Here is a 14,303-nt window from a genome sequence, read left to right as displayed (position 1 = left end):
TCGGTTCGGAAAACGGTATGTGCGCCCTTGTGCGTTCTGTAGGGGCTGCTACTGCGGCTCAGACGGGGAAGCGAATTTCGCGGGTTCGCATGTGGGCAGGCGGAGCGAGCCAGGTGTTGTTGCCCAGACGATTCCATTGCATGCCGCCGGCGCGTGCCGGACGCGCCTCGCCGGCTCGCAGCTGGAGCGCGACGGTCACCTGGAGCGGATCCAGCAGATAGAAACGCACGAGGAAACGCAGCCTTTCGTGCTCGGTCTGCCCCGGCTGGAGTGCATCGAAGAGCGCCAGCGGAAGCTCGCGCAATTCGATACCCAGCTGGCTGCTGTGATCGCGCGCTTGCTCGCCGAGGTAGCAGCTTTCGCCAAGCCCGTGACGCATCTCGCCAAGCACGAGGCGCTGATCGCCGGGAATCGGCAGCCAGCCCTCGACGCAGCTGACGATCGTGACCTCGGCCGGCGCGAAGGCGTCAGCCAGCATGGTCTGCAAGCCCAGCGCGCTGTGCGGGCGCTGCGAAAACAATCCCGCATAGCGGAGCAGATCGCTGACGCCCGGCCGGTCCCGCCCACGCATCGCCCGGTCGTTGAGACCGACGAACGCATACAGGTAGTCCAGCATCGCCGCATCGTTCTCTTCGACGATGCGAACCTGCGGGCGATACTTGACCCATCCGTCGAAGAGCAGCGGATAGATCGCGTAATGAAGGATGTCGAGAAACTCGCGGGTGCCGCGCCGGCCCTCACGTTCCTCCTCGAGCAGATCTTCCGTGTAGAAGCTCGGCAGGGGCGACGACACGCCATACAGGCCGAAGAAGTTGGCCGTGATGCGTGGCACGAAGTCGGCGGGGCCGGTGTCGGCAGTCGCGGCGTCGGTTGCGTCGGTCGATGTCGCCGGCCCGAGGTCGGCGACCGCGACAACATCGGTGACATCGGCGAAGGAGGCCGCTTCCTGAACAGGCGGCAGGACGCGTTCGATGCGGTCGATGTCGGTTTCCGGGAAACCGAGACCGAGGCGAGGCCGCACCCGCAGCGCGTGCGGGTCGCGTCCGTCGAGCCGCGCCTGACGGCGCAACAGGCGGACGGCCTGGAAATACGAGAACCGTTCGCCTTCGGCGAACAGCCGCTCGTCTAGAGCAGTGCTTGCTGGCCGAGCCGGGGCGTCCATTCGAATACCTCTCCGGAGAAGATGTCCTCAAGCTCGAAACGCGTATACGAGTTGATGCTGGCGTACGCCCCCAGGAAGCGGTCGATCACGCTGCCGAACACGTACATGTCGCCGATGCCTGCGAAGTGATCGAGTTCGCAACGCATGCGAATGTGCTGGCCGCGGAGCGTGTTGCGCCCAAAGAGGCGAACCTCGCTCTTTACCGTCAATTCCTTTATCCCTGCGATGCGACGCCGGTTCGCTGCCTCGTTGCCCTGTTCCTGCCGTTCCGAAAATACGTACAGCGAGAGCAGCGCGCGCAGGTTGTTGGCGTCGGCCATCGAAAGGAAATTCAGCGCTGCATGACCCAGCAGGCGCCAGCGCAGTTCCTCGCGCACGGGCGGATTGACCACCGGTGTCATCGGCCGGATATTGCGAAACGACAGCCGTTCGGGCGAACTGCTGGTGGGCTGACTGATATCGCCGTAGCGCAGGCTTTCGGGCAGATAGCGGTTGGTGCACGACAGATCGATCGACAGCGTCTCGGTTCGTGGCACCGCGCCAGGCGGATAGGCGAACGAGAGATACAGATCGGTGTCGTTACCGACTGCGCCCGGGCGCAACGACGTGCGATAGACCAGGTCCTCGCCCGGCACCACGCCGTCGTGCCTGCGCTCGACGCGGCCCGGCAATGCGCCCTCGGTTTCACCACCCAGACGCCCCAGCACGCCGAATGGGCGGTACTCGCGCTGCTGCGCGACCCCTTGACGATACGAGGTGACCCGGTTGACCGAGTGAATCTGATAATGGCGCTTGTTGCCGCCTTCCGGCGTTACCAGATAGTCGCTCTGCCGGTGATCGAGCGTGATCGGGTCCGCGTGATAGCTGAACAGGTTGATCACGGGCGTCACGTTCAGCGCGAACGGCTCGTCGCCCAGCTCGCCCAGCCAGGACGGAATCCGGCGCAGGGAAAGCGAGATCGAAAAGGCCGAGCCAGTCTGCCCGCGCAGCCGATCGACGTGGTCGAGATCGACAAACAGAAATTTCTCGGGCTGGACGAAAAATTCCTGCAGGCTGCGGTAGCCAGGAAATGCGTTGGGCGGGTAGGGAATCAGCGCGGTGTCGAAACCGGTCGGGCGCAACGCGCGCGGGCCGAGCTCGCTGGCCCAGTTGCCGACCCGCAGCTTGACCGAGGACACTTCGGTCATCAGCAGCATCAGCAGTTTCGACGCTTCGGTATAGCCTGCCGAAAGGAAGAGACGCAGCGACCTCGCGCTCCAGTGCGCGAGGTCCGCACCGACCAAGGTGAAGTCGAGTTCAATGCTCGGCGTGCGTCCGCTACCCGCGCGCAGGCTCGTGCGAAGCGTCAGCGGGTGAACCTCGACGGCCTGCGCGGTGCGGAAGATGCACGCGGTGCCATCGACCGGCACCGAAGCCAGTTCGGTGCCGACCGGCACCGAGGCCGTCTCGGCAAGCGCGCCGCGCGGCTCGAACGCGACTAGCGTCGTCGCCGGTACGGGCCGCAGGTAATGCGGGAACAGCAGCGTCGAGAGTTCCTGAATGAATTCCGGAAATTCGTCGTCGAGCTTCTGACGCGCAAGCCCCGTGAGAAAGGCGACGCCTTCGAGCAGACGCTCCACGTCCGGGTCGGTCGAACGTCCGGACAACATCGGCGCGAGCGCCGGATTGGCGCGCGCGAACTCAAGGGCGAGACCCTTGAGCTTGGCCAGTTCGTCTTCGTAGTAGCGATTCAACATGAGTCAGCAACTCGATCCGGCATCGCCTGAAGCGACGCGCTAGCGCTCAGACGACCGTGACGCGACCGTCGGAATTCACCGTGGTCGACAAGCGAAGCGGCATGTCGCGATCGTCGATCGCGATCGTGCCCTCCAGGCTGAAGCGAATCGACATGACGTCGCTACGCTCGCGCAACAGCCGAACCTTTGGTGACCGGATGCGAGGCTCATAGCGCGAAACCATGCGCTGGATCTCCTCTTCCATGTCGCTCGTCGAGCCGCCTTCCAGGCCACCGACGAGGTTGGTGAAATCGGGGACGCCGAACTGCGCGTCGAGTTGTACGCTGCCCTGACGCGTATTGAGCAAACGCGACAGGTGCGCCATCACCGAGCGCACGAGCACCTCGGCGCTGGTGCGGTTGGTACGCACGGTGCCCTGTTCCCAGTTCGAGATACGTTCGAGGAGACGGTGTTCTCTCATCGTAGGTTACTGCCGGCAGGTGTCGAACGGAACAGGAGCGTTGTTTCTCGTCGCCGCCGGGCGCGCGAAGCCGTGACCGCGCGCGCCCCGCGCTGGCATCTCAGGCCTTCGGCGCGAGCCAGGAATCCTCGGCTTCGATGCCGTCCGGCTCGTACGTCCAGGTGATCTTTTCGTACGTGAAGGCGAGGTCTTCCATGTGGCCCATCTGCTTGTTGTTCGGGTCCAGGCAGTTAGGGGTCCACGACTTCATGTTGGTCAGGATCGCGTTCTCGAGCTTGGCCGTGTAGTACTTCTCTTCGGTGCCCTTCGGCGAAATGCGATAGAACTCGAGCGTCACGTCCTTCAGCTGCTCGCCCGACGTCAGCGCCTGGTACAGCTTAGGGCTGGACTTGTCGATTTCCTTCGTGACGGTCATCGCGCCGTGCACCCGCTTGCCGGTCGGCAGACCAGTCTGCGGGCTCTTCGGGATCTCGATCGTGTGATCGACCGCCTGAACGTGGATCTTCCCTTCGTGGCCTTGGACCTTGGTCGAGCCTTCGATCTTTCCTTGGTTCTGACCTTCGAGGGTCAGGTAGCACGGCATCGGCATGATGAACTCCGGGTATGGACTGGACGTGGAACGGCAGGGGCTTGCGTACGGCCGAGCGCCATCGCCGCCACGGACTGGGGCGCCGCGATGTTCCACGGGCCCCGATGTCCGGTGGCGTTGCTGCAGCGCTTGAAATCAGGATAGGGGCGGCGCATTACGGCCTTATTGCGCCGGACCGTGCCCCGGGTTACACCTGAAACAGTGAACGCGCGACGCGCGTCAGGCGGTCTCGAGCTTGCCGACGAGCGACAGCGTGAAGGAGGCGCCCATGTACTTGAAGTGCGGTCGCACCTTCATGTCGACCCGGTACCAGCCCGGCTCGCCCTCGACGTCGAGCACGTTGATCTCGGCTTGACGCAGCGGTCGCCGGCTGCGCACGCCAGGGCTCGGGTTGTCCATATCGGCGACGTACTGGCGAATCCAGTTGTTCAGTTCCTTTTCAAGATCGCCGCGTTCCTTCCACGTGCCGATGTTTTCACGCTGCATGACCTTGATGTAATGCGCCATGCGGCTCATCACGAACATATAGGGCAGCTGCGTGCTCAGCTTGTAGTTCAGCTCGGCTTCCTTGCCTTCCTTCGACTGGCCGAAGAACTTGGGTTTTTGCGCCGAGTTGGCCGAGAAGAACGCCGCGTTGTCGCTGTCCTTGCGCATGGTCAGCGCGATGAAACCCTGCTCGGCCAGTTCGAATTCGCGCCGTTCCGAGATCAGGATCTCGGTCGGGATCTTGTTCTGAATCTCCCCCATCGACTCGAACGAGTACACCGGCAGATCCTTCACCGCGCCACCGCCCTGCGGCCCGATGACGTTCGCGCACCAACGGTAATCAGCGAAGCTTTCGGTGAGGCGCGAAGCGAAGGCGAAGGCGGCGTTGCCCCACAGGAACTGCTGGTTGCCCGACGAAACGTCTTCCTTGTAGTTGAATTTCTTCGACGGTGCGGTGTCCGGGCCGTAAGGCACGCGCAGCAGGAAGTGCGGCGCGGTCAGGCCGACGTAGCGTGCGTCCTCGCTCTCGCGGAACGCATTCCACTTCACGTACTTCGGTCCTTCGAAGATCGAGGACAGGTCCTTCAGATTCGGCAACTGGTCGAAGGAATCGATGCCGAAGAAATCGGCGCCCGCGGCCGCGACGAACGGCGTGTGTCCCATTGCGGCCACGCTGGCGGCGTACTGCAGCAGCTTCACGTCCGGCGCGCTCGCGTTGAACTCGTAGTTCGCGATCATTGCGCCGAAGGGCTGGCCGCCGAACTGGCCATATTCGGCCGTATACACGTTCTTGTACAGGCCGGACTTGGTTATCTCGGGCGCATCCTGGAAGTCGTCGAGCAGCTTCTGCTTGCTGACGCTCATCAGTTGGACCTTGATGTTCTCCCGGAAGTTGGTCCGGTCCACCAGAAACTTCAGCGAGCGCCAGGACGACTCCAGCTTTTGGAAGTCGGCGTGGTGCAGAATCGCATCGACCTGCGCGCACAACTTGCGGTCAAGGCTCGCGATCATGTCGTCGACCGTCGCAGCCGTCACGCGCTCGACTGCGCGTTGCGGCTCGAGCAGTTGCGCGACGAAGGCCTGGATGCCTTGACGCGTGATCGAATACGCTTCGTCGCCCGGCTTGATGCGCGCTGATTCAACGAGCTGGTCCAGCAGCGACGCTTCGCCTGCTGCCGGCTGACCGGCCGCTTCGGCAGCGCCAGTCTGTTGTTGTTCGTCACTCACCTGAATCTCCTTGCCATCATGAATGTGATGCAATGCGGTCGTGCTCGGGCCCAGGCGGCGCGCCCGGTGAGGCGCGCCGCCTGGGCCACGACGCTCAGTCTTCCTGGGTGCCGAGTTCGCTCAGCAGGCGCGCACGCACGCCCTCGTCCTGGATCAGTTCTTGCAGCCGCTTGCGGAAATCCGGCAGGTTGCCGATCGGGCTCTTGAGTGCCTTGAGCGCGTCGCGCAGCTCGAGCATCTGGCGCAGCTCCGGAATGCGCTCGGCGAGCGCGTCGGGCGTGAAGTCGTTGATGTGATCGAATTTGAGATCGAGGCTGAGCGTCTCGTCCGGCCCGGCCTTGTCGTCGAGCTTGTTCGGGACCGACAGGCTCAAGCCAAGTTTCTGACCCTTCAATACTTCGTTGAAGTTGTCCTTGTCGACATTGATCGGCTTCAGATCTTCGACCGGCGTGTCGTCGTCGCGCAGCGTGAAGTCGCCAAGCACCAGCAATTTGAGCGGCAGTTCGACTTCGGCCTGGGCATCGCCGGTCGCGGGCCGGTAGACGATATTGACACGTTCCTTCGGTGCAACCGAACCATCGTTTGCCATCACTTTCTCCAGATTCGAAGCGTCGCCGCGGCTGTGCGGACGTCGTGTGTAGACCGCTTTTCCCGAAAATCACGGGCGAGTGGCTGGCTGGCTCGTGCAGTGAGGCGCCAGCCAGTTGAGCCAATGGTTCGCGGCATGAGTCAGTGCGACCGGACCGAATGATCGATCCGATCGAAGGAAAATGCCTACCGCGATCGCGGTAGACGTTTCAACCCGCCCGTTTCTAGCACTTCCCCCGACGGGCTGGGTACAGTCTGCTTGGAATTTTGCGACGCCCATTATAAACAGACCTGTACGGCTTTCCCAACTGGATTTGTTCGGAGTAGGAATTGCCGAATCGCCGACTCGGACGCGGCTCGGCCGGGCCGCCGCAGGCGCGGCCGGCGGCCGACCGGGAGGCATCAAGCCTTCGGCGCGAGCCACGAATCCTCGGCTTCGATGCCGTCCGGCTCGTACGTCCAGGTGATCTTCTCGTACGTGAAGGCGAGGTCTTCCATGTGGCCCATCTGCCGGTTGTTCGGATCCAGGCAGTTCGGCGTCCACGACTTCATGTTGGTCAGGATCGCGTTCTCCAGCTTGGCCGTGTAGTACTTCTCTTCGGTGCCCTTCGGCGAGATGCGATAGAACTCGAGCGTCACGTCCTTGAGCTGTTCGCCCGAGGTCAGCGCCTGGTACAGCTTCGGGCTCGACTTGTCGATCTCCTTCGTGACCACCATCGCGCCGTGCACGCGCTTGCCGGTCGGCAGGCCGGTCTGCGGGCTCTTCGGGATTTCGATCGTGTGATTGACAGCCTGGACGTGAATCTTGCCATCGTGGCCCTGGACCTTGGTCGAGCCTTCGATCTTTCCCTGATTTTGACCTTCGACGGTCAGGTAGCATGGCATCGGCATGATGAACTCCTATCTTGTAATTTGGCGTCGTGCCATCGCCTGGCGCCGACTGGATCGGCGCGTCGGGACGAAGCGCCGTTTGTTTCGTTGCGTCGCAGCGGGTTGCTGCAGCGCATGAGTGAAGATTAGGCCCGCTCGGTTACGGCTACATTTCGCCGCGGCTCGCCTGTGTTGCATCTGTAACGAGGCCGTACCGGGTTTTCCCTGCTGACGCGCCCGCGACGGTCCGTCCGCCTGCTTTACGCCTGCTGCGCGCCCGTCCTGTTTATGTCGTCCCGATGACCGCACGCGCAGGTTCGGATCTACCGTGCGAAAGCGCCTACCTTGAACGCGGTAGGCCGCCACCCGCCTTCCAGCCAGGCGAGACGACGCGATGAAAATCAAGTCGTTGTGCCATTTAAACGGGCGCATTACACTCCACGGCATTTAGAGAAACGTTCCGCGGCGCGCCGCCGGAACGACCGGCGTGGGGGCCGCAGTTGAAGAGTGACGCCCGACTCGATTCGACCACCGAGCAGGCGCGGGGACTTGCCGGTGCCGTGCGCGATTCATTGACCGCCGGCTGGCGACGCGCGTTGGTGCTCGGCGCGGTCTATGCGCTGCTGGCCACGCCGCTCGATTCGCTCGGCAGCAGCGAGTCGCTGGCCGCGGTCGTCTGGCCTGCGCCCGCTGTCGCGATCGCATGGCTGTGGCGCGTCCGGCGCGACGAATGGCCCGCGTCGCTGTTGATGATCTTCGCCGTGATGGTGGTGGTGGGGCGCCTGGACGATCTGCCGGCCTGGGTCGACGCCTCCTTCGCTGTGGTCAATGCAGTGGCGGTCGGCGGCAGTCTGGCGCTGGGTCACCGCTTCGTCGGCGCGGATGGTCGCTTCGATACCGCAGCCAAGTTCACCCGCTTCGTATTGCTCCTGCCGGGTCTCGTCGTATTGCTGACGGCCGCGATCGGCGCGGAACTCGCGCATGTCGAGCGCGGTCTGGACTGGCTATCCGAGTGGCGCACGATCATCGGCAGCAATGGCCTGCCCGTGCTGGTGCTCGTACCCGGCATTCTCGAATGGACCCGGCCGCGCGACGCGGACGGTCGCGCCGCGCCGTGGTGGGCTGTGCTTGTACCGGCGATCTGTGGCGGCTTCGTGATGGTGGAAGCGTTCCGGATCCGGCTGAGCAGCGAACTCGAGCATGGCTTGCTCGCGCTGCTGCTGATCTGGGCGGCCGTCGCCGGCTCGATCCGGGCGGCCACGCTCGCCGCGTTTACGCTCGCGGCCACCGGCGTGGCGCTGACCGTGACCGGCAACGGTTCTTATCACCAGGCGGGTGTGGCCGGGGTGCGCCAGTTGCAGATCGACCTCGCGGTGCTCTCGACGCTGGTGTTGTTCGTGGCGATCGCGATTGCCGAGCGTCGCAACTACGAGCTCCGGCTGGAGCGGGCCCGCAAACTCGAATCGCTCGGTCTGCTGGCCAGCGGCGTTGCGCACGACTTCAACAACGTGCTCGCTGCCGTTGGCGGCCACGCCGAGCATGCGGAGGAACTGCTGCCGCCGGATTCACCCGCGCAGCGGCCGCTGAAGCACGTGCAGGCGGCGGTAAGAAACGGCCGCGCGATGACCGAACAGATGTTGTTGTCGGTGGGACGCGGTGCCCCTCGGCGCGAGGATCAGTTGAATGTGGCGGTGGTGCTGGAGGAGGCGGTTGCGCTCACCGACAGTGTCCGGCGCGAAGGGAAGCCGGTCGCACTGGAAATCCAACCCCGTCTGGAAGATTGGCACCTTTGCGGCGATCACGCCCAGCTCGTTCGCGCCGTGCTCAATCTGCTGCGTAACGCGAGCCAGTCGGCGCGCACGCGCGTGGTGGTGAGCGCCGGGCTGCATCAGGCGCGTAAGCGAGTGGCGTTGCGAAAGCCGTCGGTGGGCGTGGTGCCGCCCGTTCCCTATTTCGAAATAGCGGTAAGCGACGACGGTCCGGGCATTTCGGCAGAGACGGCGGCACGCATCTTCGAACCATTCTTTTCGACCAAGCTCGGCAAGAGTGGGCACGGGCTGGGCTTATCCATTACCGCTGGCATCGTCGTCGATCACCACGGTGGCATCGTCTGTTCGAACGGCGCGCTGGGCGGTGCGTCGTTCCGGCTGCTCTTGCCCGCGCGGCGGGGCGCCGCGCGCCAGGCCGACAACGTGCAATCCGCCGCCGGCATTGCACCGCGCGCCGGCGCGGAGATCAGGCGCCAGGGCAGCGAGGTGCGCGGGTCGGTGCATGCCGACGATGCAACGGCTGCCGGCGGTCCTTCCATCAGGGACTCAGCGGCGCGTGGTCCGGGCGACCCCGGCAGCAGCGCGGCCAGGGGCGTCCTCTCGCACGCGCTCGGACACGCAGACGACCAGGCCACCGTGACGGCGGCCGCGCCGATCGCTCCGGCGAGCTCGACGTTGTTGGGTGACGGCGAAACAGTGCTGTTGGTCGAGGACGACGACGCGTTGCGTGCGCTCCTCGAGGATTGGCTGGCCGAGCAGGGCTTCGAGCCACTGTCCTTCGCTTCCGGCGACGATGCCTTTGCGGCGCTGCGTGACGCGCCCGCCGCGGTCGCCGCGCTGGTGACCGATCTCGAAATGCATGGCATGTCTGGACATGCACTTGCTGTGGCGGCGCGAACGCTGGTGCCCGAGCTGCCCGTGCTGCTGATCAGTGGTGCGGCGCGCGGCGCACACGTGGCCGCAAGCGCGGGCGTTCCGTTTCTGGCCAAGCCCTTCGATGCCGATCAGTTCACCGAGGCGCTGGGCGCGCTGCTCGGTCGCGGCGATCGCAGTCACGCGGTCGTGACGCATTCCCTTCTTCCGCAGTCCTCTCTCTGATCCGATATGCAGAGTCCTCCACGCATCCTGATCGTCGACGATGACCACTCGCTGCGCGTGCTGCTCATCGAATACCTGTCCGGGCACGGCATGAAGACCGGCAGCGCGGCGACCGCGGCCGAGGCCGTCGAGGCGCTGGCCAGCGAGACGTATGATCTCGTCCTGCTCGACCTTGGCCTGCCCGATGGCGATGGCCTCGAACTGGCGCGGCGCTGGCGCGCGGAAGGGGAAATGCCGATCATCTGCCTGACCGGCAGGACCGAGGAGGCCGACCGCGTGATGGGCCTTGAACTGGGTGCCGACGACTACGTAACCAAGCCGTTTTCGCCGCGCGAGGTGCTCGCGCGTGTGCGTTCCGTGTTGCGTCGGATGGCGCTGACGCACAAGCCGGACACTGGGCCGTTGCGTCAGGACAAGCTGCCCCGTGCCTACCGCTTCGGTGGCTGGACGTTGAATCTCAATACGCGACGATTGACATCCAGCGATGACCGCAAGGTGCCGCTGACGAATTCCGAGTTCAATGTGCTCGTGGTGCTTCTCGCCGCGCACCAGCGCGTGGTGTCGCGCGAGCACATGATCGAACGCACTCGCGCGTTCGACGATGTCTACGACCGGGCAATCGACGTCCAGATCCTTCGCTTGCGGCGCAAGATCGAAGACGACGCCCGCGCCCCCAGGCTCCTGTGCACCGAACGCGGCGCGGGCTACTTCCTCAACGCCGATATCGAAGAGGTCTGGTAGTCGGCGCCAGCGGTGGATCACCTCCGCCAAGAATTTCCCCATCGATGAGCTTCCAATACGACATCCTCGGTTCCTCGCCGATCCCTGGCGCCGCGCCGGCGGGCGAGGACGTGCGTGACGATCCCGATTTCGAGCGCTTGCAAGGCGAAATCGACAAGCTGAGCAACCCGAGCGCCGCGGCTGGCGCAGACTGGGACATCGTTCAGCGCGCCGCCGCGGTCCTGCTGGCCGAACGCGGCAAGGATCTGCTTGTCGCCTGCTATCTTGCCGGCGCATTGATGCGCCAGTCGGGACTCGACGGACTGGCAACCGGGTTGAAGGTGGTGGCAGACCTGCTGACGACCTACTGGCCGACATTGTTCCCGCCGGTCGCACGGTTGCGCGCGCGTCGCAACGCGCTCGCGTGGTTGCTCGAACGTGCGCAGCAATATGTCGCCGATCGGGTCGACCGCGACGTGCAACAGGCGCCGGAACTGATCGACGCGCTCAATGCCCACTTGGGCGCGATCGAGGCCCTGCTGGGCGAACAGGATCCTGATGCGCCGAGCGTGCGCCCGCTGTTGAGCCAGATCCGCACGCTGCCGGTGAGAGAGCCCGAGCCGGCCGCGGTCGCGGTGCAAATGGTGGCCACGCCGGCGAACGGGGCGTTGGCGGCCCCGGCCGCCGCAAGTGCCGCCACGCCGGCGGCGCGCGCGGGTGGGGCCACGCCGGCGGCCGGACCGCAGCTCGCGCCGCTGTCTCAAAGCGTCATCGTTTCCGAGGCGGATGCCGACCGCGCATTCGAGCAGATCGGCGAACGGCTGGTTGCGCTGGCGGGTTGGCGACGCGGTGCCGATCCCGCCGACGCGCAGGCGTACCGCCTCAATCGCCTGGCCGCCTGGGGTGCGATCGATACCGCGCCGCGGGCCGAACGCGGTCAGACGCGCATTCCTGGACCGATCGCCGAACTCGCGATCGCGCTGGACCGGCTGCAGTCCGGTGACGCGTTCGTGGAGACCGTGCAATTCGCGGAGGCGAACTTGCCGGCGTTTCCGTTCTGGCTCGATCTGAATCGCGCCAGCGCATTGGCACTCGGCAAGCTCGGCGAGCCGTTCGCGCCTGCGCTCGCGGAGGTCGTGCAGGCGACCAGCCATCTTTTGCGACGTGCGCCCGACCTGCCCGGTTTGTCGTTCGCCGACGGCAAGCCATTCGCGGACGGCGCAACGCTTGAGTGGCTGGCGAGCCTGCGCGCCGAGTCGACCGGCGCGGGCGGCGCCAGTACGTCCGACGCATTGGCAGTCGCGCTCGCCGATGCGAAAGCCCTGGCCGCCGACGGCGATCTGGAGGCGGCGGCGCTTGCCTTGCAAGGTGCAATCGCGGGGGCGCCTCCCGAGCAGCGCCTTCGAGCGATGATGCATCTATGCGAACTGCTGCTCGCGCATCGCCCCGGCGTGATGGTGCTGCCATTCTCGAACGTGCTCGTCGCCGAGATCGACCGGCACGGCCTTGAACGGTGGTCGCCGCGGCTTGCACTCGAAGCGCTGTCGATCGCACATTCGGTCGCCTTGCAGGCTGAGCAACGCGAGGACGCCGCACGCCTGCTCGAACGCATTGCACGCCTTGACGCGGCCGCGGCGATCAGACTGATGACCGCCGCCTGAGAGAGGCCGCCGGGGAGGGGGGCAGAAGGCCGTGTGGGCGGACGATTGCGACGGCGAAACCGAAGCCTCGCGCCGTTGCAACGTGCCGCGTTGACGACGATCATCGCACACCGGACCGGACCGGACCGGACCGGACCGGACGGGGGGAGACTCGCCCGATCCGGTGCACGCCGAGGCGGTTGCGCAGCGCCGTGCGCGGATGCCGGGACGGCCTCACTGCCAGACGCGATAGACCCGTCCGGTTTGCGCGCCTTCGATGCTGCGCACATACGCCAGCGCGACGCGGGCCGCCGCCACCGATTCGAAACCCGGGAAGAACGGACCATAGACGTCCTTCGATTCGGTCAGCAGGGTCGGGCTGACGGCGTTGATGCGCAGACCGCGCGGCAGTTCGATTGCGGCGGCGCGTACGAAACCTTCGATCGATGCATTGACCGCCGTGGCGTTCGCGCCTTGCAGGATTGGCTCGTCCGCGACAATGCCGCTGGTGAGCGTGATGGAACCGCCGTCTCGCAATGCGTGCTGGCCGAGCAATGCGAGTCGCACCTGACCGAGCAGCTTGTTCTGCAGGCCGACGTTGAAGTCCGCCGGCTGCATCGTCGCGACTGCGCCGAAAAAGAGATTGCCTGTGGTCGAGACGATCGCATCCAAGGGGCCAACTGCGTCGAACAGGGCGCGCACGCTGTCGTCGTCAGTGATATCGACGCGAAAATCGCCTTGCTGGCGGCTCGCGCTCAGCACTTCGTGCCGTTCGGACAGAGCGCTCGCCACCGCACTTCCCACGGCGCCGCTTGCGCCGATCACGAGAATCTTCATTGCAACACCTTCCAATAAATGGGATGGGTGGATTGTTGCTCCGGCCCGCAATGAGATAAATGGGCGTATGGTTCGGTTATTCGAAACCAGCACTTAGGAATGTGGACAAGCTACGTGCGATGGAGGTGTTCGTGGCGGCCGTCGACGCGGGCAGCTTCGCCTCGGCGGCAACTGCCTTGAATGTATCGGCGGTGATGGTCGGCAAGTACATCCAGGCACTGGAAACGCTACTAGGTGCGCGACTGCTGGAGCGGACGACGCGGCGGCAACGATTGACGGAAATTGGTGCCGTCTACGTGGAGCGTTGCCGGGACGTGCTCGCGAGTGTGCAGACCGCCGACGGCGTTGCCGAAGCGTTGCGTGCCCAGCCGCAGGGTACGCTGAGGGTGACGGCGCCGGTGTCTTTCGGCGCGCATCGGCTGACGCCCGTGATCGGTGACTATCTCGCCGCCCATCCGCAAGTCAGGATCGACTTGAACCTGAACGATCGCATCGTCGACCTTGCCGAGGAGGGCTTCGACTGCGGCATTCGCATGAGCCGGACACTCGACGGGCGGTTGGTCGCGCGTGCGCTGGCCACTTCACGGATGTACGCGGTGGCCAGTCCCGCGTGGGTCGCGCGTCACGGCATGCCGGCTCATCCGTCGGAACTCGAGGCCTTTCCGCTGCTGAATTTCGCGCTGTGGGGGCCGAGCCATGTCTGGCGGTTCACGCGTGACGACGAGACCGTCGACGTCCCGGTGCGCGGGCAGTTCGGCACGAACAACGGGCAGGCACTGCTGAGCGCCGCGATGGCGGGCATTGGCGTGATCATGCAGGCCGACGCGTTGCTGGGTCCGGCGATCGCGGCCGGTCATGTGGTCCCGTTACTGCCCGACTGGCAACTGCCGACGCGTCCGGTGCACATCGTCCGTCTGGCGGAAACTGGACCCAGTGCCAAGGTGCGCAGCTTCGTCGACTACGTCGTGAGCCGATTGGGTCAGCCGTCGCCAGAAGCGTCTCGCCCTTCCGCCGGCGCCGGCATTGACCGGCGACGCCTGCCGCGGTGAGTGCGGTCGCCGTTGGCGACGGCGAGCACGCGACTGCCGGACGACACTCCGCCGACCGCGACCGCGACCGCG

12 protein-coding genes are annotated in these 14,303 nt (G+C 65.2%); 4 read left to right on the top strand and 8 right to left on the bottom strand.

Annotated features, from left to right (window positions below):
- Positions 1–58: 58 nt before the first annotated feature.
- The 7 genes from tssG to BLU54_RS04675 form a co-directional block, all read right to left on the bottom strand.
- On the bottom strand, positions 59–1,162 hold the full coding sequence (tssG, locus tag BLU54_RS04705; RefSeq protein ID WP_091905350.1) for a type VI secretion system baseplate subunit TssG: 1,104 nt from the start codon (positions 1,160–1,162) through the stop codon (positions 59–61).
- Entirely contained in the window at positions 1,126–2,898 is a 1,773-nt protein-coding gene (gene tssF, locus BLU54_RS04700; protein ID WP_091905346.1) for a type VI secretion system baseplate subunit TssF, read from the bottom strand. The genes tssG and tssF overlap by 37 nt, the downstream gene beginning before the upstream one ends.
- Before the next feature lie 46 nt (positions 2,899–2,944).
- Positions 2,945–3,358: a type VI secretion system baseplate subunit TssE gene (tssE, locus tag BLU54_RS04695; protein ID WP_091905343.1), complete on the bottom strand. Its 414-nt coding sequence runs from the start codon at positions 3,356–3,358 to the stop codon at positions 2,945–2,947.
- A 100-nt stretch (positions 3,359–3,458) separates the two neighbouring features.
- A complete protein-coding gene (locus BLU54_RS04690; RefSeq protein WP_091905340.1) occupies positions 3,459–3,947 on the bottom strand; it encodes an Hcp family type VI secretion system effector in 489 nt (162 codons plus the stop codon).
- 219 nt (positions 3,948–4,166) lie between these two features.
- Entirely contained in the window at positions 4,167–5,660 is a 1,494-nt protein-coding gene (gene tssC / locus BLU54_RS04685; RefSeq protein ID WP_170845020.1) for a type VI secretion system contractile sheath large subunit, read from the bottom strand.
- 94 nt (positions 5,661–5,754) lie between these two features.
- The gene (gene tssB, locus BLU54_RS04680; RefSeq protein WP_091905336.1) at positions 5,755–6,249 is read right to left on the bottom strand and encodes a type VI secretion system contractile sheath small subunit; all 495 of its coding nucleotides are present in this window, start codon (positions 6,247–6,249) and stop codon (positions 5,755–5,757) included.
- Positions 6,250–6,650: 401 nt separating this feature from the next.
- Positions 6,651–7,139, bottom strand: a complete 489-nt coding sequence (locus BLU54_RS04675; protein WP_091905333.1) for an Hcp family type VI secretion system effector — start codon at positions 7,137–7,139, stop codon at positions 6,651–6,653.
- Between the two features lie 479 nt (positions 7,140–7,618).
- Here BLU54_RS04675 and BLU54_RS04670 point away from each other — a divergent pair, with 479 nt between their 5' ends.
- From BLU54_RS04670 to tssA, 3 genes are read left to right on the top strand one after another with little or no spacing between them, the layout of a single operon-like run.
- On the top strand, positions 7,619–9,985 hold the full coding sequence (locus BLU54_RS04670) for an ATP-binding protein (RefSeq protein WP_091905330.1): 2,367 nt from the start codon (positions 7,619–7,621) through the stop codon (positions 9,983–9,985).
- A 6-nt stretch (positions 9,986–9,991) separates the two neighbouring features.
- Positions 9,992–10,726, top strand: a complete 735-nt coding sequence (locus tag BLU54_RS04665; RefSeq protein ID WP_091905327.1) for a response regulator transcription factor — start codon at positions 9,992–9,994, stop codon at positions 10,724–10,726.
- Positions 10,727–10,770: 44 nt separating this feature from the next.
- Entirely contained in the window at positions 10,771–12,366 is a 1,596-nt protein-coding gene (tssA, locus tag BLU54_RS04660) for a type VI secretion system protein TssA (RefSeq protein WP_091905324.1), read from the top strand.
- Between the two features lie 213 nt (positions 12,367–12,579).
- Here tssA and BLU54_RS04655 read toward each other — a convergent pair whose 3' ends face one another.
- On the bottom strand, positions 12,580–13,182 hold the full coding sequence (locus tag BLU54_RS04655; RefSeq protein WP_091905321.1) for a short chain dehydrogenase: 603 nt from the start codon (positions 13,180–13,182) through the stop codon (positions 12,580–12,582).
- A 101-nt stretch (positions 13,183–13,283) separates the two neighbouring features.
- On the opposite strand from BLU54_RS04655, the gene BLU54_RS04650 reads away from it, so the two are divergent.
- Positions 13,284–14,231, top strand: a complete 948-nt coding sequence (locus BLU54_RS04650) for a LysR family transcriptional regulator (RefSeq protein ID WP_091905318.1) — start codon at positions 13,284–13,286, stop codon at positions 14,229–14,231.
- Positions 14,232–14,303 lie beyond the last annotated feature (72 nt).

This window comes from Chitinasiproducens palmae (assembly GCF_900095735.1).
Lineage (GTDB): Bacteria > Pseudomonadota > Gammaproteobacteria > Burkholderiales > Burkholderiaceae > Chitinasiproducens > Chitinasiproducens palmae.
Note: the sequence above shows the minus strand (reverse complement) of the source record. Positions and strands in the feature narration are given on the sequence as shown.

What these genes read in the sequence shown, in the direction of transcription:
- tssB (WP_091905336.1), bottom strand. Translation starts at nt 6,249, where the DNA reads ATGGCAAACGATGGTTCGGTTGCACCGAAGGAACGTGTCAATATCGTC.
- BLU54_RS04655 (WP_091905321.1), bottom strand. Translation starts at nt 13,182, where the DNA reads ATGAAGATTCTCGTGATCGGCGCAAGCGGCGCCGTGGGAAGTGCGGTG.
- BLU54_RS04665 (WP_091905327.1), top strand. Translation starts at nt 9,992, where the DNA reads ATGCAGAGTCCTCCACGCATCCTGATCGTCGACGATGACCACTCGCTG.
- tssA (WP_091905324.1), top strand. Translation starts at nt 10,771, where the DNA reads ATGAGCTTCCAATACGACATCCTCGGTTCCTCGCCGATCCCTGGCGCC.
- tssE (WP_091905343.1), bottom strand. Translation starts at nt 3,358, where the DNA reads ATGAGAGAACACCGTCTCCTCGAACGTATCTCGAACTGGGAACAGGGC.
- tssF (WP_091905346.1), bottom strand. Translation starts at nt 2,898, where the DNA reads ATGTTGAATCGCTACTACGAAGACGAACTGGCCAAGCTCAAGGGTCTC.
- BLU54_RS04675 (WP_091905333.1), bottom strand. Translation starts at nt 7,139, where the DNA reads ATGCCGATGCCATGCTACCTGACCGTCGAAGGTCAAAATCAGGGAAAG.
- tssG (WP_091905350.1), bottom strand. Translation starts at nt 1,162, where the DNA reads ATGGACGCCCCGGCTCGGCCAGCAAGCACTGCTCTAGACGAGCGGCTG.
- BLU54_RS04690 (WP_091905340.1), bottom strand. Translation starts at nt 3,947, where the DNA reads ATGCCGATGCCGTGCTACCTGACCCTCGAAGGTCAGAACCAAGGAAAG.